Here is a 19,989-nt window from a genome sequence, read left to right on the forward strand (position 1 = left end):
GACGCGGCGGCCGTGATCAGCCGAACGGGCACGGGATCAGCGCGCGAAGTACCCGCGGTAGTACTCGTACACCCAGCCGACGATGGCCACGGCGAACACCGCGAAACCGACGGGGACGAGCCAGCTACCCACGGCGAGGCCGATGACGGCGATCGCCGCGGATGCCGCGAGCACGATCGGCCACCACGACCACGGGCTGAATTCACCCATCTCGGGGTCGCCGTCGTCGATGTCGGCCGTGAGAGTGTCTTCCGGCAGTTCGCCGCGCTGCGCCTTGAGGACGCGTCCGATGTAGAACGCGATCATCGAGGACATCAGGCCGAGGAAGGCCAGGGCGACCGTACCGACCCACTCGACGCCACCGTGCTGGAGCAGGCTCCACACGGTGTACACCGCCGAGATGAGGAAGGCGAAGACCGCCAGGATCCACCAGAGATTGACGTTGGTGCGCATGTCTTTACTTGACCTCTCCGGCAGCGGCGTCGACGACGGGCGTATCGGGCGCGTCCTTGACCGGGCCCACGCCGACCGGGATACCGGCCTCGGGGTGGTTCAGGTCGAAGGCGGGACGCTCGCTGCGGATGCGCGGGATCGAGGTGAAGTTGTGGCGCGGCGGAGGGCACGAGGTCGCCCACTCGAGCGAGGCACCGTAGCCCCACGGGTCGTCCACGGTCACCTTCGGCGCCTTTCGGGCCGTGATCCAGACGTTGAGCAGGAACGGGATCATCGACGCACCGAGGATCATCGATCCCACGGTGGACAGCTGGTTCTCCCACGTCCACCCGTCGGCGGCGGCGTAGTCGGCGTAGCGGCGGACCATGCCGTCGACGCCCAGCCAGTGCTGGATGAGGAACGTCATGTGGAAGCCGATGAACAGCATCCAGAAGTGCACCATGCCGAGACGCTCGTTGAGCATCTTTCCGGTCCACTTGGGCCACCAGAAGTAGAAGCCGGCGAACATCGCGAACACGACCGTGCCGAACACGACGTAGTGGAAGTGAGCCACGACGAAGTAGGAGTCGGACAGGTGGAAGTCCAGCGGCGGCGAGGCGAGGATGACACCGGTGAGCCCACCGAACACGAACGACACGAGGAAGCCGAGAGCGAAGACCATCGGGGTCTCGAACGTCACCGAACCGCGCCACAGCGTGCCGATCCAGTTGAAGATCTTCACGCCGGTGGGAACCGCGATGAGCATCGTCATGAGCGCGAAGAACGGCAGCAGCACGCCACCCGTGACGTACATGTGGTGCGCCCACACGGCCACCGACAGGGCCGCGATCGCGATCGTGGCGTAGACGAGGGTCTTGTACCCGAAGATCGGCTTGCGGCTGAACACCGGGAAGATCTCGGAGACGATGCCGAAGAACGGCAGCGCGATGATGTACACCTCGGGGTGACCGAAGAACCAGAACAGGTGCTGCCAGAGCAGGACGCCGCCGTTCTCGGGGCTGTAGATGTGCGATCCCAGCACGCGGTCGGCGGCTGCGGCGAAGATCGCCGCGGCGAGGACCGGGAAGGCGAGCAGGATCAGGATGCTCGTGATGAGGGTGTTCCACGAGAAGATCGGCATACGCCACATGGTCATGCCCGGGGCACGCATGGTCAGGATCGTGGTGATGAAGTTGACCGCACCGAGGATCGTCCCGAAACCGCTGATGCCCAGACCCAGCATCCAGAGGTTCCCACCGACACCCGGCGAGAAGCTCGCGTTCGCAAGCGGCTGATAGGCGAACCACCCGAAGCCGGCCGCGCCCTGCGGGGTGAGGAAGCCCGAGACCGCGATGGTCGAGCCGAACAGGAAGAGCCAAAACGCGAAGGCGTTCAGGCGCGGGAAGGCCACGTCGGGGGCGCCGATCTGCAGCGGCAGCAGCGCGTTGGCGAAGCCCGCGAAGAGCGGCGTCGCGAACATCAGCAGCATGATCGTGCCGTGCATGGTGAACAGCTGGTTGTACTGCTCTTTGGTCGGGATGATCTGCATCCCGGGCTCGAACAACTCGGCGCGGATGATGAGCGCCATGACGCCACCGAGCATGAAGAACACGACGGAGGCGATCAGGTACATGTACCCGATGGTCTTGTGGTCGGTGGACGTGATCCACTTGACGACCAGATTGCCCTTCTGCTCGACACGCGTGGTGCTCAGCAGTGCGGCTTGACGCGGCGGGAGAGTCGTCGGGCGCGAAGGGCCCGTCCCCTGGAGCGGAAGCGTCGTGGCCATGATCACTCGTTCCCTTCGGCGCCGGCCGTGTTGAGGTTCTGCAGGCGCGACAGATCACTGATGTCGCCGACGTCACCGGCGCTGCGGAGGGAGTCGAGGTAGTCCTCGTACTCGGCTTCGCTCACGACCTTGACGTTGAAAAGCATGGCGGAGTGGTACTCACCGCACAGCTCGGCGCACTTGCCCTCGTAGGTCCCCTCGCGGGTGGGCGTGAACGACCACTCGTTCTCGCGACCGAGGTACATGTCTTTCTTGTAGAGGAAGTCGATGATCCAGAAGGAGTGGATGACGTCGCGCGAGCGCAGGTCGATCTTCACCGTCTTGTTCACCGGCAGGTACAGGGTGGGCACGTCCTGGAGGTCGTAACCATCGCTGGTGGCCTTGGCCTGCACACCCATGGAGTACACGGCGTCGGAGTTGTCCTCGCGCTCGCCGTTGTACTGGAAGTCCCACGCCCACTGCTTGCCGTACGCGGTGATCGAGACGTCGGGGTTCTCGTACTGCGTCTCGAGCGTGTTCTGATCGCGCGCCGTGAAGGCGAAGAAGCCGACCACGAGGATCAGCGGGACGATCGTGTAGAAGATCTCGACCGGCATGTTGTAACGCAGCTGCACCGGCAGGCCCGACTGACCCTTGCGACGGCGGTAGGCGATGACCGACCACAGCATCAGACCCCAGGTGATGACACCCACGGCCAGAAGGACGATCCACGAGTTGACCCACAGACCGGCGACCATGTCGGTGTGGTTCGTGGCAGGCGTGCCGTCATCGACGAAGCCGGGGAGGAAGCCGTGGAGCTGGGTGGTGGTGCAGCCCGAGAGGAGTGCGACGGAGGCGATCCCCAGGGGAAGCGCTGCCCAGCGAAGGCGACGTTTGGAGGGCACAATGCACCTTTCCGGGTCGTGGATGTTGCTCTGACAGTCTAGAGCAACCTCTCACCGTTCTCAGGCCATTCGTCCAGTGCCGAGACATCGAGAACCCCCGGAATCCACGGTGCGATCCGTGGCCCGGGGGCTCTCGATCCGACGCCGGCGAACGGCGTTTCGGGTCAGTGGAAACTGTCGCCGCAGGCGCAGGAGCCCTGGGCGTTCGGGTTGTCGATCGTGAAGCCCTGCTCGGAGATCGTGTCCTTGAAATCGATGCTCGCACCGTCGAGGTACGGAACGCTCATGTCGTCGACGATGACCTCGACGCCGTCGAAGTCGACGACCTTGTCGCCGTCGAGGTAGCGCTCGTCGAAGTAGAGCTGGTAGATGAGGCCGGAGCAGCCACCGGGCTGAACGGCGACGCGGAGGCGGAGGTCGTCGCGACCCTCCTGCGACAGCAGGCTCTTCACCTTGTCGGAGGCGGCCGCGGTCAGGCCGACGCCGTGCTCGCGGGTCTCGGCGGAGGACGACAGTGTGGTGTCGGTCATGGCGATGCCCTTCGGTTGTTCGGTCGCGGGGACGGATCGAGTCTACGCCCGTCCCGTCCCCGCGGCTTCGATCAGACGGTGCGCGCGTTCAAACGCGCCAGCAGCAGGGCTTCGGACACCAGCGCGTTGCGGAAGGTGTCGAGATGCAACGACTCGTTCGGGCTGTGCGCACGCGCGTGCGGGTCCTCGACGCCGGTCACGAGGATCTGCGCGGCGGGGAACTCGCGCACGAGATCCGAGATGAACGGGATCGAGCCGCCGATGCCGACGTCGACCGCGTCGACGCCGTACCCGTCCGCGAATGCCGCTCGCGCCTCTTCGACCGCCCAGCCGCCCGTGTCGACCAGGAACGAATCGCCGCAGTCGACGTCGGAGAACTCGAGCCGGGCGCCGAACGGCGCGTGGGCGCGCAGGTGCTTCTCGACGGCGGCGAAGGCCTCCTCGGCATCCTGTCCGGGGGCGACGCGCGCGCTGATGACGACGCTCGTCTGCGGGGACAGGGTGTTGGACGCGGCCTCGACGGGAGTGGCATCCCACCCCGTGACGGTGATCGACGGCTTGTTCCAGATCCGGCTGAGGATCGAGTCCCGACCGATCGGGCTCACCCCCTCGAGAAGGCCGGATTCGGCGCGCAGCGTGGCCTCGTCGTAGGGGGGCGTCGCCGCGTCGCGTACCGCGAGCCCCTCAACCGCCACGGCGCCGTCGTCGTCCCACAGGGTGGCGAGGAGCTTGACGGTGGCGAGCATGGCATCCGGAATGGCACCGCCCATCATCCCCGAGTGCGAGGCGTGCTCGAGGGTGCGCACGGTCAACGTGAACCGGGCGTTGCCGCGCAGCGACACGGTCAGCCCGGGGGTGCGCTCGTCCCAGTTGCCGGAGTCGGCCACGACGATGACGTCCGAGCGCAGCACGTCCAGGTTGTCGGACAGGAACTGCCCGAACGAGCGCGAGCCGTACTCCTCCTCGCCCTCGATGAAGACGGCGATTCCGAGGTCGAGGTCGTCGCCCAGCACCTCGGCGATCGCGCGGACGGCGCCCACGTGGGCCATGACGCCGGCCTTGTCGTCCGCCGCCCCGCGGCCGTACAGGCGACCGTCGCGGACGGTGGGCTCGAACGGGGGCGAGTCCCAGAGGGTCTCGTCGCCAGGGGGCTGGACGTCGTGGTGGGCGTACAGCAGCACCGTGGGGCGACCGTTGCGGGCGGCGCGCGTCGCGAGGACCGCGGGCTGACCGAGCTCGTCGGTTCCGGGGATGGCGGCGCGCTTGATCTCGACGGAGTCGAAGACCCCGGTGCCGCGCAGCAGCGCGGCGACGGCGTCCGCGCTCTGCACGAGGGCGTTCTGGTCGAAGGCGGGCCAGGCGATCGAGGGGATGCGGACGAGGGATCCGAGATCGGCGAGGGCGGCGGGGATTCCGGCGTCGGCTGCTTTTTGCACAGCTTCCTGCCGGGACAGGTCGAGGGTCATGCGGGTAATCTTAAGTCTCCCGATCAGCGAATCACCGAGGTTTCCCGTGGCCAAGTCCCCCGCCCCCGCCCCCAACGACACCCCCGTCGAGCCGACGGAGGTCGGATCGGGCAAGGGCCGCGCGACGCCGTCGCGCGCCGAGCAGGAGGCCGCGCGCAAGCGCCCCCTGGTGCCCGACACCAAAGAGGCCAAAGCCCGGGCGCGCGCCGAACTCGCCGCGCAGCGTGAGAAGGCCCGAATCGGAATGGCCGCCGGCGAGGAGCGCTACCTGCCCGTCCGCGACCGCGGACCGCAGCGCCGATTCGCCCGCGATTTCGTGGATGCCGGGTGGCACCTGGGCGAGGGTGTCATGCCGTTCATGGTGCTCGTGATCGTCGCCACCCTCATCCCCGTGGCGTTCTTCCAGTACTGGTCGTTCGTGGCCCTGTGGATCTTCATCCTCTTCGTCGTCGGCGACATGATCATCACGTCGATCCGCGTCAAGCGCGCGGCCAAGGAGAAGTTCGGCGAGACCCGCCTCGAGAAGGGCCTGGGGTGGTATGCCGCGATGCGAACGGTGCAGATGCGCTTCATGCGCCTGCCCAAGGCGCAGGTCAAGCGCGGTCAGTACCCGGCCTGACCCCTGATCTCCACGAAGCGGCGCACTCCCGGGTGCGCCGCTTCGGCGTGTGCTCGGCCGCCGGCCGGACCGCGATCGGCCCGGCCGCGCGCGAGACGCGGGATCGGCTCAGCCGCGAGAGATACCGGGGATCGGCTCAGCCGCGGGCGAGACCGCGGTTGATCTGTCGCGCCCAGAGGGGACCGCGGTAGAGGAAGCCGGTGTAGCCCTGGACGAGGGTCGCCCCCGCCGCCACGCGCTCGCGCACGTCGTCGGCGGTCTCGACTCCCCCCGCCGAGATGACGACGAACTCCGCCGGGACCGCCGCGCGGACCAAGCGCAGCACCTCGATCGCGCGCGCCTTCAGCGGAGCACCCGACAGGCCGCCCGCCCCCATGCCCTCGACCCGGTCCGCCGGGGTCGACAGTCCGGAGCGATCGATCGTGGTGTTCGTGGCGATGATGCCGGCCAAGCCCGCGTCGACGGCCAGGCGCGCGATGTCGCCCACCTCGTCGTCCGCCAGGTCCGGTGCGATCTTGACCAGCAGCGGCGTCCGGCCCGCCGCCTCGCGCACCGCCGTCAGCAGCGGACGCAGCGTCTCGACGGCCTGCAGGCCGCGCAGACCGGGCGTGTTCGGGGACGAGACGTTGACCACCAGGTAGTCCGCCAGGGGGGCGAGCAGCCGCGCGCTGCGGACGTAGTCGGTGGTGGCATCCTCGACCGCGACCACCCGGCTCTTGCCGATGTTCACGCCGATCACCGGGCGTCGACGCGCGCGACGCAGACGGCGCAGACGCGTCGCGGCCACGGCCGCGCCCTCGTTGTTGAAGCCCATGCGATTGATGACCGCGCGGTCGGCCACGAGCCGGAACAGACGCGGCCGGGGGTTTCCCGGCTGCGCCAGCGCCGTGACCGTACCCACCTCGACGTGTCCGAAGCCCAGAGCGCCCAAGCCCCGCCCCATGGTCACGTTCTTGTCGAAGCCGGCAGCGACGCCGAAGGGCGAGTCGAACCGCAGACCCAGCGCCTCGACGCCGAGCCGCGGCGCGGGCGCGGTGAAGCGGCGGACGACGGATGCCACCGGCTCGACGCCGGCGATCCGGATGACGAACGCCCCCAGGTGGTGGGCGAACTCGGGGTCGAAGCGGGTGAGGACCGTACGGAACAGGAGGGGATACATCCCCGCCAGGCTACTGGACCGCACCGCCCTCGACACTCCTCGCGCGCGCGTCATGATCGGCCCGCAGCTGCGCGATCGCGGCGTCGAAATCATCGAGGGAGTCGAAGGCCTGATAGACGCTCGCGAAGCGCAGGTACGCCACCTCGTCGAGCTCGCGCAGCGGGCCCAGGATGGACAGGCCGATCTCGTTCGCCTCGATCTGCGACGACCCGGTCTGGCGAATCGCCTCTTCGACCTGCTGCGCCAGGACCGCCAGGTCGGCATCCGTCACCGGTCTTCCCTGGCACGCCTTGCGCACACCCGACATGACCTTCTCGCGGCTGAACGGCTCGACCACGCCCGAGCGCTTGATCACGTTCAGGCTCGCGGTCTCGACGGTCGAGAAGCGACCGCCGCACTTGGGGCACTGTCGACGACGGCGGATGCTGAGGCCGTCGTCGCTCGTGCGCGAATCGATGACGCGCGAGTCGGGGTTGCGGCAGAAGGGGCAGTGCATGACGGCGCCTCAGGCCTCGAAACGCGCGGTGACGGCCTCGCCGTGCGCCGGGAGCGCCTCGGCCTCGGAGAGGGTGACGATCGCCTCGCGCACCCGCGACAGCGCGTCGCGGTCGTACTGGACGACCTGCTGCGGCCGCAGGAACGTCGCCGCGGAGAGTCCCGCGCTGTACCGGGCCTGTCCCCCGGTCGGCAGGACGTGGTTGCTGCCGGCCAGGTAATCGCCCAGGCTGACCGGCGTGTAGGGGCCGACGAAGACCGCGCCGGCGTTGACGAAGTCCTCGGGACGCGGGTCGGCGAGGTGCAGCTCGAGGTGCTCGGGCGCGTACGCGTTGCTGAACGCGGTCGCCTGCGCGAGATCGTCGACGAGCACGACAGCGGACTGAGGGCCGTGGAACGCCGCCGTCACGCGTTCGCTGTGCCGCGTCGCCGCGACCCGCGCGGGCAGCGCGGCCTGGACGGCCTCGGCGAGGGAGGCGGAGTCTGTCACGAGGACGGCCGAGGCCTGCTCGTCGTGCTCGGCCTGGCTGACCAGGTCGACCGCGACGAGGTCGGGGGTCGCGGAGTCGTCGGCGACGATGAGGATCTCGGTCGCGCCCGCTTCGGAGTCGGTGCCGACGCGGCCCGCGACGGCGCGCTTGGCCGAGGCGACGAAGTTGTTGCCCGGACCCGTGACGACGTCGACCGGATCGAGATCGATCTCGGCGACACCGTGGGCGAAGGCGCCGATCGCGCCGGCACCGCCCATGGCGTAGACCTCGGTCACACCGAGCAGACGTGCCGCGGCGAGGATGACGGGGTGAACGCGCCCGCCGAACGCCGCCTGCGGCGGGGATGCGAGAGCCACCTCGCGCACACCCGCGACCAGCGCGGGGACGGCGTTCATCACCACGCTCGAGGGGTACACGGCCTTGCCGCCCGGGACGTACAGGCCCACGCGCCGCACCGGCTGCCAGCGCTGCGTCACGCGAGCGCCGTCGGAGAGTTCGGTGACGGTCGGTGCGGGGACCTGGGCTGCGGATGCCGTGCGCACGCGGTCGATGGCCTCGTCCAGGGCCGCGCGGATGGCGGGATCCAGATCACGCAGTGCCTCGTCGAGGTGCGCGGCCGGGACACGGATGGCGTGGTCGCTCACGCGGTCGAAACGCGCCGCCTGCTCGCGCAGCGCCTCTTCACCCCGGCGGGCGACGTCGTCCACGAGTCGCGCCGCCGTTGCCAGCGCCTCGTCACGAGCGGCGTCGGCTCGGGGGACGACGGCGAGGAGCTCGGCCGGCGAGAGCACGCGGCCGCGGAGATCGATCGTGCGAAGCATTGCTCCAGGCTACCGGCCCCCCGCGAGCCGCCTCGCGCGATGCGGGCGGCTCGCAGGCGGTGCTCAGCCGCGGGTGACGCCGGAGACGTCGTGCAGATAGCCGATGCGGCCGTCGTCGTGACGCACGACGAACGTCTCGCCGCGGTCTTCGACGACGAGCGCCCACGCCGTGGGCCCGATGTGGAAGATCGGCGTGCCGTAGTCGTCGACGATCTCGCGCTGCTCGGGCGCCAGGGCCCAGAACGCCTGCGCGTGCGGGTGGTCGTCACGACCGTGGTCCGCCCGATCGTCCTGATCGCGCGCGCTCTCGCGGCGGTCGTGCTCCGACGTGCGCAGCGGCGCGAAGATGTCGGTGTCGTTGTCGTCCTCGACGGACGAGGCGGGCGAGGCGCTCGACCGGTCGTGGTCGGGCTGGTCTTCGTGGCGCGTGGGCAGAACGCTCGTGCGCGGTGCCGCATCGTCGTGGGACAGGTCGGTCGAGCCGGTGTAGCTGCCCGGGACGGGGGCGTCGGCGGGGCGCACCGGTGCGTCGTGGTCCGTGGCGCCGTGCGGAGTGGCGTTGTGGGTCGCGCTGTCGTGCGTCATGCCGTCGTGGGTCGTACCGTCGTGCGCGGCGGCCGACACCGCGGAGGTCCGCGGGGCGCGCGGGGTCCGGGGCCGGGCGATCACGGGCCCGACGGGCCGGGCATTGCGGTGGGCGGGTACCTCTTCGCGGTCGCGGAAGTCGCGCGAGAACGGCGGGATGAAGGGCGCGAACACCGTCAGCACGACACCGGCGAGAAGGACGACGGCCTCGACCCAGATGACCCACGAACGGGTCCAGATGCCGGTCTCGCTGAACACCGCCACGGTGTCCCACACCCAGGAGACCCATACCAGCGCCGCGACGGTGAAGGCGACCGAGGCGAATTGGTCGATGCCGAGCGACCCCACGCGGCGGATGCCCTGCGGCGAGAGGCGCCGCAGCACGATGAGGCCGACCGCGGCGGTCGGCACGGCGACGGCCGGGATCCACCAGAGTCCCGACAGCCAGACGTTGGCGCCGCCGACGAGAACGCCGGACGGCGAGTCGAGGATGTTGGTGCGGAAGAACGAGGCGAAGAAGGCGAGGGCCCACGCCCCGAGCAGCGCGACCTCGCGGATCGAGAAGGGACCCACACCGTAGTTGGGCCCCTCCGTTGCACGCCGAGCGTCACGGGACACGGCGACACCGTGATCCGTGCCAGAGGGTGCAGCGGTCGCGTTGGCGTGCGACGAGGCGGGGACGGAGGAGCCGGCGTGGCCGCGGGCTCCGGTCGGAGCGGGGGTCGCCGCGTGTCCGACGCGGTCGGAAACATCGACGGCGCCCGAGTCGTGCACGTCGGCCTCGACGCCTTCGCGCTCCAGCGCGGTGCGGTCGAGAGGGGAATGCACGGCACGCGCGTCGTCGTCGCGGCGATCCAGTTCGCGCGGGAAACCGTCCGACACGGGCGCGTCGGACGCGGGGTCGTGGTGGGGGGTCTGATCGGTCACGGTGGTCCTTTCACCAGGGGCGCCGAAGCGCCCGGTCATCCTAACCAGCGGGTGTTCTGCATCCGCTGGGGTTGTGACGATGACGAACGGGGGGACGGGAGGCCTCAGCCGAGGCAGTTCGGGCCAAGCAGACCCTTGAGCTCGCCGAACAGATCGGCGGTCACGCGCACCGGCATGGGCACCTCGAAAACCTTCGCGGAGCCCCCCTTGTGGAGCTTGAGCACGACCTCGGTCGACCCCGCGTGACGCCGCAGCATGTGCGCGAGCTCGCCGACCAGCGCCTCGTTGGCGCGCTGCTCGGGAACGACCAGGGTGAGGCCGCCGGTTTCATCGAGGCCCTCGAGGTCGGGGGCGAACGCGCTCTGCGCATGCAGATTGAGGCCGTCGTCGCGTCGAGACACGCGGCCGCGGACGACGAGGATCGAGTCGGCCTGAAGCACGGGGGCGAATTCGGCGTAGGTCTTGCCCATGAACATCACGGTCACCTCGCCGTTGAAGTCCTCGACCGTGACCATGCCGTACGGGTTGCCGCTCTGCTTCGCGACGCGATGCTGCACGCTCGTCAGCAGACCGGCGACCGTGACCTGGTCGCCGTCCTGCACGTCCTCGGAGGCGAGCAGATCGTGGATCGACGTCGACGCGTGCTTGGCCAGCGGGACCTCGAGCCCGGCGAGGGGGTGATCGGACACGTACAGACCGAGCATCTCGCGCTCGAACGCCAGCTTGTCCTTCTTCGTCCACTCGGGCCGCTCGGGCACCTTGACCACCTGCTGCGGCTCGTCCCACAGCGAGTCGAAGTCGAAGCCGACCTCGCCGTTGGCCTCACGGCGCTTGTCGAGGACCGCGCCCTCGCACGCGTCCTCGTGCACCTCGACGAGAGCGCGGCGCGTGGAGCCGAGCGAGTCGAAGGCGCCCGCCTTGATCAACGACTCGACGGTCCGCTTGTTGGCGACGTGCATCGGCACCTTGGACAGGAAGTCGTGGAACGAGGTGTACTTGGCATCCTGGCGTGCCGCGACGATGCCGTCGACCACGTTGGTGCCGACGTTGCGCACGGCGCCGAGACCGAAGCGGATGTCCTCGCCGACGGCGGCGAAGAAGCGGATGGACTCGTTCACGTCGGGCGGGAGCACCTTGATGCCCATGCGGCGGCATTCGTTCAGGTACACCGCCATCTTGTCCTTCGAGTCGCCGACGCTGGTGAGCAGCGCGGCCATGTACTCGGCGGGATAGTGCGCCTTCAGGTAGGCGGTCCAGTACGACACCAGACCGTACGCGGCCGTGTGCGCCTTGTTGAAGGCGTAGTCGGCGAACGACTCGAGCACCTTCCACAGCGTCTGCTGCGCGACCTCGCCGAACCCGCGCTCGGTCATCCCGCCGAAGAAGATCTCTTTCTGCTTGTCGAGCTCGCTCTTCTTCTTCTTTCCCATCGCGCGGCGCAGAAGATCGGCCTGGCCGAGGGTGTACCCGGCCACCCGCTGGGCCACGGCCATCACCTGCTCCTGATAGACGATCAGACCGTAGGTCGTGTCGAGGATGTCAGCCAAGGGCTCCTCGAGTTCGGGGTGGATCGGCTCGATCTCCTGCTGCTTGTTCTTGCGCAGCGCGTAGTTGATGTGCGAGTTCACGCCCATCGGGCCGGGCCGGTACAGCGCCAGGACGGCAGAGATGTCCTCGAAGTTGTCGGGGCGCATCAGACGCAGCAGCGACCGCATGGGGCCACCGTCGAGCTGGAAGACGCCCAGCGTGTCGCCACGGGCGAGGAGCTCGTACGACGCGGCGTCGTCGAGGGCGAGGTCTTCGAGCACGAGGGGATGGCCGCGGTTGGCCTCGATGTTGTCGAGGGCGTCGTTGATGATGGTGAGGTTGCGCAGCCCCAGGAAGTCCATCTTGATGAGGCCGAGCGACTCGCACGCCGGGTAGTCGAACTGCGTGACGATCTGGCCGTCCTGCTCGCGGCGCATGATCGGGATGATGTCGATGAGCGGCTCGCTCGACATGATGACGCCGGCCGCGTGCACGCCCCACTGACGCTTGAGGTTCTCGAGACCCAGCGCGGTGTCGAACACCGTCTTGGCCTCGGGGTCGGTCTCGATGAGCGTGCGGAACTCGCTCGCCTCTTTGTAGCGGGGGTGCTCGGGGTTGAACATCCCGTCCAGCGGCATGTCCTTGCCCATGACGGCGGGCGGCATCGCCTTGGTGAGCTTGTCACCCATGCTGAAGGGGAAGCCGAGCACGCGCCCGGCGTCCTTGAGCGCCTGCTTGGCCTTGATCGTGCCGTAGGTGACGATCTGCGCGACGCGCTCGTCACCGTACTTCTCGGTGACGTACTGAATGACCTCGCCGCGGCGACGGTCGTCGAAGTCGACGTCGAAGTCGGGCATCGACACGCGGTCGGGGTTGAGGAAGCGCTCGAAGATGAGCCCGTGCTGGAGCGGGTCGAGATCGGTGATCTTCATCGCGTAGGCGACCATCGATCCCGCGCCCGATCCGCGGCCGGGGCCCACCCGGATGCCGTTGCGCTTGGCCCAGTTGATGAAGTCGGCGACGACGAGGAAGTAGCCGGGGAACCCCATCTGCAGGATCACGTCGGTCTCGTACTCGGCCTGCTTGCGCACGGCATCCGGGATGCCGTCGGGATAGCGGTCCTGCAGGCCGTTCTCGACCTCTTTGATCATCCAGCTGCCCTCGGTCTCGCCCGCGGGCACGGGGAAGCGGGGCATGTAGTTGGCCGAGGTGTCGAACTCGACCTCGCACCGCTCGGCGATGAGCAGCGTGTTGTCGCACGCCTCGGGGTTGTCGCGGAACACCTGGCGCATCTCGGCCGGCGACTTGACGTAGTACCCGTCGCCGTCGAACTTGAAGCGCTTGGGGTCGTCGAGGGTCGAGCCCGACTGCACGCACAGCAGGGCCGCGTGACTCGTGGCGTCGTGCTGGTGCGTGTAGTGCAGGTCGTTGGTGCCGACCAGGGGGATGCCGAGGTCTTTCGAAATCTTGAGCAGATCGGTCATGACCCGACGCTCGATCGACAGGCCGTGGTCCATGATCTCGGCGAAATAGTTGTCTTTGCCGAAGATGTCCTGGAACTCCGCCGCTGCCGCCCGCGCCGCGTCGTACTGCCCGAGACGCAGGCGGGTCTGCACCTCGCCGGAGGGACAGCCCGTCGTGGCGATGAGCCCCTTGCCGTACGTCTGCAGCAGCTCGCGGTCCATGCGAGGCTTGAAGTAATAGCCCTCCATGCTCGCCTTGGACGACAACCGGAACAGGTTGTGCATGCCCTCGGTGGTCTCGGACAGCAGCGTCATGTGCGTGTACGCGCCCGACCCCGAGACGTCGTCGCTCTGCTGTTCGGGCGTGCCCCACCGCACGCGCGCCTTGTCGGAGCGGTGGGTGCCGGGGGTGACGTACGCCTCGATGCCGATGATCGGCTTGATGCCGGCATCCTTCGCGGTCTTGTAGAACTCGTAGGCCGCGAAGGTGTTGCCGTGGTCGGTCACCGCGATCGCCGGCATGCCCTGCGCGACGGCCTCTTGGACCATCGGGCCGATGCGCGCGGCGCCGTCGAGCATCGAGTACTCGCTGTGCACGTGAAGGTGAACGAAGGAGTCTGCTGCCACGTGTCGAGTCTACGTTCGGCCTCCGACATCGGCCGTGGATGTTCGGGGCGGACGCCCAGCCGACCGCTCCCTCCCGGGCGCGTCATCGCGAGCGGGTGCGGCCGTCGTCCCGCCCGGCCGCCGCGCGGGCGGCGGTCTCGTCAGATGCCGTCGCCAAGGATCTCCAGCGCACGCGCGAGATCGGCCGGGTAGGGCGACTCGAACTCCACCCACTCCCCCGTTCCGGGATGCGTGAACGCCAGACGATGGGCGTGCAGCCACTGGCGCGTCAGGCCCAGGCGGGCCGACAGCGTCGGGTCGGCGCCGTACAGGGGGTCGCCGGCGCAGGGGTGGCGGTGCGCGGCCATGTGCACGCGGATCTGATGCGTGCGGCCGGTCTCGAGATGGATCTCGAGCAGCGAGGCGCGCGGGAAGGCCTCGAGCGTCTCGTAGTGGGTGACGGAGTCCTTTCCGTCCGGGGTGACCGAGAACTTCCAGGAGTGGTGCGGATGCCGCCCGATCGGCGCGTCGATCGTGCCGGCGAGCGGATCGGGATGCCCCTGAACGACGGCGTGATAGATCTTGTCGACCTCGCGGTCCTTGAAGGCGCTCTTGAGCAGGGTGTACGCGCGCTCGGTCTTGGCCACGACCATGAGACCGCTCGTGCCCGCGTCGAGGCGGTGCACGACCCCCCGACGCTCGGCCGGACCGCTGGTCGCGATGCGGAAACCCGCGGCCGCGAGGGCGCCGAGGACCGTGGGCCCCTCCCACCCGACGGAGGGGTGGGCGGCGACGCCGGCGGGTTTGTCGACCACGACGATGTCGTCGTCATCGTGGACGATGCCGAGGTCGGGTACGGCGACCGGGACGATCTCAGGGTCGCGCTTGGGTTCCCACTCGACGCTGATCCACGATCCCGCCCGCAGGCGGTCGCTGCGGCCGGCTGTGCGTCCGTCGACGCTCACTCCCCCGGCGTCCGCGACCTCTGCCGCGAATGTGCGCGAGAAACCGAGCATCTTCGCCAGGGCCTGGTCGATGCGCGTCCCGTCGAGCCCGTCGGGGACGGGGAGGCTCCGCGACTCCATGTCAGCGGGCGCCCGGCTCGGCGCCGGAGGGGGCGTCGTCGGCCGGGGTGGTCTCGGTCGAGCGCGAGGCCTTGGCCTCTCGGGTGCCGTCGAGCTTCAGACCGAACAGCACCAGGATCGCCACCGAGATCATCATGGACACGATGAAGACGTCGGCGACGTTGTAGATCGCGGGCATCATCCACGGCGTCGAGATGAAATCGACGACGTGGCCCACCGGGAACCCGGGTTCGCGCAGGAGCCGGTCGGTGAGGTTTCCGAGCACGCCGCCCAGGAGCAGTCCCAGAACGACCGCCCACAGGCGGGAGCGCACGCGCCGCACCGCGAGGTACACGATGATCCCGGCGACGACCGCGAGGGCGATCGTGAAGATCCACGTCACGCTCTCGCCGAGCGAGAACGCGGCGCCGGGGTTGCGCACCAGGTAGAACTGCAGCGCGTCACCGATCACCGGGACGACGCGCTCCGGGGGGAGGCTGTCGATGGCGACGGTCTTGGCCAACTGGTCGGCGGCCAACACCACCACCGCGAGGATCACGATGATGATGCCGGCCGCCGCCGCACGCAGAGGAGGTCGACTGCGCAAAGAGTTACAGACCGATCGCGGACACCGGGGTCGAGCCCGACGACGTCGCGGTGGTGTCGAGGTCGCGCAGCTGGCCCTCGATGTACGAACGCAGCTGCGAGCGGTAGTCGCGCTCGAAGTTGCGCAGCTCGGTGATGCGGCCCTCGAGCGTGGTGCGCTCCTTCTCGAGACGGGCGCGCTCCTCGCGGCCCTTCTGCTCGGCCTCGGCGACGATGGATGCCGCCTGCGCCTGCGCCTCGCCGATGAGCTGGTCGCGCTGGGCCTTGCCCTCGGCGACGTGCTCGTCGTGCAGGCGCTGAGCGAGCTCGATGATGCCGGCGCTCTGCGCGGCGGGCTCGACGTCGGCCTTGGGGGCCTCGGCGACGGGAGCGGGAGCCGGGGTCTCGACCACGGGCTCTTCGGCCTTGGGGGCCTCGGCGACGGGGGCCTCGGTCGCGGCCGGAGCGGCCTCGCCGGACTCGTACGCGGCGAGCTTGGTCTTCAGCTCCTCGTTCTCGGCGATGGTCTTGCGCCACTCGACGACGATCTCGTCGAGGAAGTCGTCGACCTCGTCGGGGTCGAAGCCCTCCTTGAAGCGCACGTGCTGGAACTGCTTGGTGACGACGTCATCGGGGGTCAGTGCCATGGTGTTTCCTCTTTCGAGAGCTCTGATGTCGGAACTGTGGGGGTGTCGCACCGGGGCGTACCGCTTCGGAACAGCATAGCCGCCGCCCTCGACCGGTGTCGAAGGACGGCGGCGAAAGCGTCACGCGGCCGCGAGGGACCGCGTGACGCTCAACAGCATGAAGCAGACGAACATCACGATCGCGAAGCCGAAGTCGATTGCGATGCCCCCGATGCGCAGGGGCTGGATGATGCGGCGGATCAGCTTGATGGGCGGATCCGTCACGGTGTAGACGATCTCGGCGAGAACCAGGGTCGCACCCCGAGGACGCCATTCGCGGTTGAACATCGGGATGTACTCGAGCACGAGGCGCGCGAGCAGCAGGACGATGTAGATGAAGAGGATCGCGCTGAGGACGGAGCCGATCAGGCTCAGGACGGCCACGATCGGTTACTGGGACGCGAAGGGCGCAGCCTCGGGGTCGGCCTGCGCGATCGCACCGTCGCCGGAGACGGCGATGTTCTCGGGCGAGAGCAGGAAGACCTTGCTCGTCACCCGCTCGATACGGCCGTACAGCCCGAGCGAGAGACCGCTCGCGAAGTCGATCAGGCGACGCGCGTCGGCGTCGCTCATCTGCGACAGGTTGATGATGACCGGGATGCCCTCGCGGAAGTTCTCGGCGATCGTCTGGGCATCGCGGTACTGCTTGGGGTGCACGGTGAGGATCTCGCTCACGGGTCCGGCCGAGGGCTGGCGCACCACGGCGGGACGGTGCAGCGGGGTGACCGGCGCGGCCTTCTCCACGGGAGCGGCCGGTGCGGCCTGCTTGCGCGCGATGGGCTGCGGCGCCGTCTCCTCGTAGGTCTCTTCCTCGTCGGCGAGGCCCAGGTACACCATGGTCTTCTTCAGGGGGTTCGACATCGCATCCTCCGTTCGCTCGTCTGGTCCGAGGCTAGTCGCGCGGGGGCCTCGGGCCCGTGATTGCGGAGCCGATCCGCAGGTGTGTCGCGCCCATCGCGATCGCCTCGGGGAAATCCCCGGTCATGCCCGCCGAGATCCAGTCGGCGTCGGGAACCACGGCCCGGACGGCGTCGGCGCATCGACGCAGCCGCTCGAAAGCGCGGGCGGGCTGCTCGTCGAGCGGGGCGACCGCCATGACACCGCGCAGGCGCAGGCTGTCGAGAGCGGCCACGTGCGTCGCGAGCTCGTCGACCGCCTCGGGGGCGACTCCCCCGCGACCCGGGTCGTCCGTGAGGTTGACCTGCACGAGGACGTCGAGGACGTCGCGCGCGGGCGCGGCGTTGTGCAGGGCGTCGGCGATGCGCGCGCGGTCGACGGAGTGCACGGCATCCGCCCCCGCCCGCACCAGGCGCGCCTTGTTGGTCTGCGCCTGGCCGATGAAGTGCCAGGTCAGATCCGGGATGCCGGCGAGCTCGGCGCGCTTGGCGGTGAGCTCCTGCTGGCGGTTCTCGCCGACGTGGCGGACACCGAGGGCGTAGAGGTCCTCGACGAGCGCGGCGGGGTGGAACTTGGTCACGACGATGCGGGTGATCCCGGCGACGTCGCGATCGGCGGCGCGGGCGGCATCCCGGATGCGATCGTCGACGGCGGCGAGCCGGTCGGCCAGGGCGGTGTCCATGCTGCTCCTTCGACGACGAGAGCGGGCCCGGTGGAGACCGGACCCGCTTTCGTCGGAGAACTCGTGCTTACTTCAGGAAGTCGGGCACGTCGAGGTCGTCGTCGGCGTAGCCGTTGTCGTACGAGGTCTCGGGAACGCGCGCGGTCACCGGCGCGGGCTCGGGACGACGCTCGGGGGCGCGCTCGACGGGACGCTCGGTCGCGGCCTTCTGCTCCTCGGCCGCGTCGAGGTCGCGGGCGACGTCGTCGGCGGGGATGACGGGCACCACGGGGATGCTCGCCGGACGCTGCGCGCTGACGGGGTCGATGCGGAGCGAGGGCTCGCCGCCGTCGAAACCGGCCGCGATGACGGTGACGCGCACCTCGTCGCCGAGGGTGTCGTCGATGACCGTTCCGAAGATGATGTTGGCCTCGGGGTGCGCGGCCTCTTTGACCAGCTGCGCGGCGTCGTTGATCTCGAAGATACCGAGGTTCGACCCGCCCTGGATCGACAGGAGCACGCCGTGCGCACCCTCGATCGACGCCTCGAGCAGCGGCGACTCGACGGCGAGCTCGGCAGCCTTGATCGCGCGGTCGGCGCCGCGCGAGGAGCCGATGCCCATCAGCGCGGAGCCCGCTCCCTGCATGACGCTCTTGACGTCGGCGAAGTCGAGGTTGATCAGACCCGGCGTGGTGATGAGGTCGGTGATGCCCTGGACACCGGCGAGCAGCACCTGGTCGGCCGTGGCGAAGGCCTCGATCATCGAGATGCCGCGGTCGCTGATCTCGAGCAGACGGTCGTTGGGGACGACGATGAGGGTGTCGACCTCTTCTTTCAGACGCTGCACCCCGCCCTCCGCCTGGCTCTGCCGGCGACGACCCTCGAACGAGAAGGGCTTGGTCACGACACCGATGGTCAGGGCACCGATCGACTTGGCGATCTTGGCGACGACGGGTGCGCCGCCGGTACCCGTTCCGCCGCCCTCGCCGGCGGTGACGAACACCATGTCGGCCCCGCGCAGGGCCTCTTCGATCTCCTCGGCGTGGTCCTCGGCGGCACGGCGACCGACCTCGGGATCCGCACCGGCGCCCAGGCCGCGCGTGAGCTCGCGGCCCACGTCGAGCTTGACGTCGGCGTCGCTCATGAGCAGCGCCTGCGCGTCGGTGTTGATCGCGATGAACTCCACGCCGCGCAGGCCGAGCTCGATCATGCGGTTGACGGCGTTGACGCCGCCCCCGCCCACACCGACGACCTTGATCACGGCGAGGTAGTTCTGGTTGTGGCTCATGCCGGCCTCCGTTTGTCCCCGAACCCGAAACTCTAAACCTCATGTTGAGGGTTAAAGAATTGCCCGGTATGCAATTCCTTAGCTCGAAGGTAGGTGGCGGATCGGGCACCGCCCGCCCGACACGCGGCGTGTTGTGTTTTCGCCTCGGATATCAGCGGACGACGCCCGCCTCGGGCGAGGTGACGTCGTACTCCTTCGCGCGATCCGGCGGGCTCTTGGCCATCAATCGGTCGAGCACGACCGCCTTCTCGGCAGAACGCTCGGCGCTGCCCCACACGACGCGCGATCCGGACGCGCCGAGGGTCAGCGTCACGTCGTCGGGCGTCGAGGCCGACACCGCGGTGACCTGCGCGCGGATGGCGTCGGGCAACGCACGCACCACCCGCCCCGCGGCGTGGAACGCCGACGAATCGGTGCCTCCCGCGATGTCGAGCACGGGCTGCCCCGCGGGGGCGTCCGGCGTGGTCGAGAGCGCGACGCCGGCGGCATCCACCACCGTGAAGCCCGCGGCCGTCTGCATCGCCCCGATCGGCGTTCGCTCCACGATGCGCACCACGAGGTCGTGCGGCGGTCGCGCCTCGAGCGTGTACGACTCCACCAGCGGGAAGCGGACCAGCGCGGCCTTGACGGCGCTGTCGTCGACCATCGCCAGGGGCGTGCCCACCTGCGCATCCAGCGCGTCCGTCACCGCCGCGACGTCGAGCTGCGAGGTGCCCACGACGTCGATGCGCTCCACGGCGAACAGCGGGCTGTACGCCGCCCCCGCCGTTCCCAGCACGGTCACCAGGAAGGCCACGCCCGCACCGATCCACACGCGTCGACGCCGCCGCTGCCGGACCGTGAAGCGCTTGACCTCGGCCGACAACGCGCGACGCCGAGCGCGTGAGGCACGCCACACATCGCGCAGGCGGGTGGTCTCGCCGTCACTCCCGGACACCACGTCATCCGCCCGCCCGCCGTCGGCCCGCAGGTCGTCCGGCCGCACGAGGGGCGTGACCGGGGCGGCGGCGTCGA

The 19,989-nt window shown here is 69.3% G+C and carries 19 protein-coding genes; 1 reads left to right on the forward strand and 18 read right to left on the reverse strand.

Annotation, left to right across the window (positions count from 1 at the left end):
• Positions 1–36 precede the first annotated feature (36 nt).
• The 5 genes from QZ433_RS05495 to QZ433_RS05515 form a co-directional block, all read right to left on the reverse strand.
• Complete coding sequence (locus QZ433_RS05495; protein ID WP_295780558.1) at positions 37–453, reverse strand: cytochrome c oxidase subunit 4; 417 nt, start codon at positions 451–453, stop codon at positions 37–39.
• Positions 454–457: 4 nt separating this feature from the next.
• A complete protein-coding gene (ctaD, locus tag QZ433_RS05500) occupies positions 458–2,221 on the reverse strand; it encodes a cytochrome c oxidase subunit I (RefSeq protein ID WP_108319519.1) in 1,764 nt (587 codons plus the stop codon).
• 2 nt (positions 2,222–2,223) lie between these two features.
• Positions 2,224–3,105, reverse strand: coding sequence for a cytochrome c oxidase subunit II (gene coxB, locus QZ433_RS05505; protein WP_108319517.1), 882 nt, complete (start codon positions 3,103–3,105; stop codon positions 2,224–2,226).
• Positions 3,106–3,269: 164 nt separating this feature from the next.
• A complete protein-coding gene (gene erpA, locus QZ433_RS05510) occupies positions 3,270–3,635 on the reverse strand; it encodes an iron-sulfur cluster insertion protein ErpA (protein ID WP_058232406.1) in 366 nt (121 codons plus the stop codon).
• Positions 3,636–3,706: 71 nt separating this feature from the next.
• Positions 3,707–5,101, reverse strand: a complete 1,395-nt coding sequence (locus tag QZ433_RS05515) for a dipeptidase (RefSeq protein ID WP_295780562.1) — start codon at positions 5,099–5,101, stop codon at positions 3,707–3,709.
• A gap of 46 nt (positions 5,102–5,147) precedes the next feature.
• Here QZ433_RS05515 and QZ433_RS05520 point away from each other — a divergent pair, with 46 nt between their 5' ends.
• A complete protein-coding gene (locus tag QZ433_RS05520) occupies positions 5,148–5,720 on the forward strand; it encodes a DUF3043 domain-containing protein (protein ID WP_295780564.1) in 573 nt (190 codons plus the stop codon).
• Between the two features lie 136 nt (positions 5,721–5,856).
• Here the strand turns inward: QZ433_RS05520 and QZ433_RS05525 are convergent, their stop codons facing one another.
• The 13 genes from QZ433_RS05525 to QZ433_RS05585 form a co-directional block, all read right to left on the reverse strand.
• Complete coding sequence (locus QZ433_RS05525; RefSeq protein WP_295780566.1) at positions 5,857–6,879, reverse strand: quinone-dependent dihydroorotate dehydrogenase; 1,023 nt, start codon at positions 6,877–6,879, stop codon at positions 5,857–5,859.
• A gap of 10 nt (positions 6,880–6,889) precedes the next feature.
• The gene (gene nrdR, locus QZ433_RS05530; RefSeq protein WP_295780568.1) at positions 6,890–7,375 is read right to left on the reverse strand and encodes a transcriptional regulator NrdR; all 486 of its coding nucleotides are present in this window, start codon (positions 7,373–7,375) and stop codon (positions 6,890–6,892) included.
• Positions 7,376–7,384: 9 nt separating this feature from the next.
• Positions 7,385–8,686, reverse strand: a complete 1,302-nt coding sequence (gene hisD, locus QZ433_RS05535; RefSeq protein WP_295780570.1) for a histidinol dehydrogenase — start codon at positions 8,684–8,686, stop codon at positions 7,385–7,387.
• A 63-nt stretch (positions 8,687–8,749) separates the two neighbouring features.
• Positions 8,750–10,198: a hypothetical protein gene (locus QZ433_RS05540; protein WP_295780572.1), complete on the reverse strand. Its 1,449-nt coding sequence runs from the start codon at positions 10,196–10,198 to the stop codon at positions 8,750–8,752.
• Positions 10,199–10,302: 104 nt separating this feature from the next.
• A complete protein-coding gene (gene dnaE, locus QZ433_RS05545; RefSeq protein ID WP_295780574.1) occupies positions 10,303–13,815 on the reverse strand; it encodes a DNA polymerase III subunit alpha in 3,513 nt (1,170 codons plus the stop codon).
• 140 nt (positions 13,816–13,955) lie between these two features.
• Complete coding sequence (locus QZ433_RS05550; RefSeq protein WP_295780576.1) at positions 13,956–14,879, reverse strand: RluA family pseudouridine synthase; 924 nt, start codon at positions 14,877–14,879, stop codon at positions 13,956–13,958.
• 1 nt (position 14,880) lies between these two features.
• A complete protein-coding gene (gene lspA / locus QZ433_RS05555) occupies positions 14,881–15,417 on the reverse strand; it encodes a signal peptidase II (RefSeq protein WP_295780578.1) in 537 nt (178 codons plus the stop codon).
• A 52-nt stretch (positions 15,418–15,469) separates the two neighbouring features.
• Positions 15,470–16,090, reverse strand: a complete 621-nt coding sequence (locus QZ433_RS05560; protein ID WP_295780580.1) for a DivIVA domain-containing protein — start codon at positions 16,088–16,090, stop codon at positions 15,470–15,472.
• Positions 16,091–16,210: 120 nt separating this feature from the next.
• A complete protein-coding gene (locus tag QZ433_RS05565; RefSeq protein ID WP_295780582.1) occupies positions 16,211–16,513 on the reverse strand; it encodes a YggT family protein in 303 nt (100 codons plus the stop codon).
• A gap of 6 nt (positions 16,514–16,519) precedes the next feature.
• On the reverse strand, positions 16,520–16,990 hold the full coding sequence (locus tag QZ433_RS05570) for a cell division protein SepF (RefSeq protein WP_108317885.1): 471 nt from the start codon (positions 16,988–16,990) through the stop codon (positions 16,520–16,522).
• Positions 16,991–17,021: 31 nt separating this feature from the next.
• Positions 17,022–17,708: a YggS family pyridoxal phosphate-dependent enzyme gene (locus QZ433_RS05575; protein WP_295780584.1), complete on the reverse strand. Its 687-nt coding sequence runs from the start codon at positions 17,706–17,708 to the stop codon at positions 17,022–17,024.
• A 67-nt stretch (positions 17,709–17,775) separates the two neighbouring features.
• The gene (gene ftsZ / locus QZ433_RS05580) at positions 17,776–18,975 is read right to left on the reverse strand and encodes a cell division protein FtsZ (protein ID WP_108317887.1); all 1,200 of its coding nucleotides are present in this window, start codon (positions 18,973–18,975) and stop codon (positions 17,776–17,778) included.
• Positions 18,976–19,126: 151 nt separating this feature from the next.
• A complete protein-coding gene (locus tag QZ433_RS05585; protein WP_295780588.1) occupies positions 19,127–19,945 on the reverse strand; it encodes an FtsQ-type POTRA domain-containing protein in 819 nt (272 codons plus the stop codon).
• Positions 19,946–19,989: the final 44 nt, after the last annotated feature.

Origin of the sequence: uncultured Microbacterium sp. (genome assembly GCF_913776565.1) — a bacterium.
Classification (GTDB): domain Bacteria; phylum Actinomycetota; class Actinomycetes; order Actinomycetales; family Microbacteriaceae; genus Microbacterium.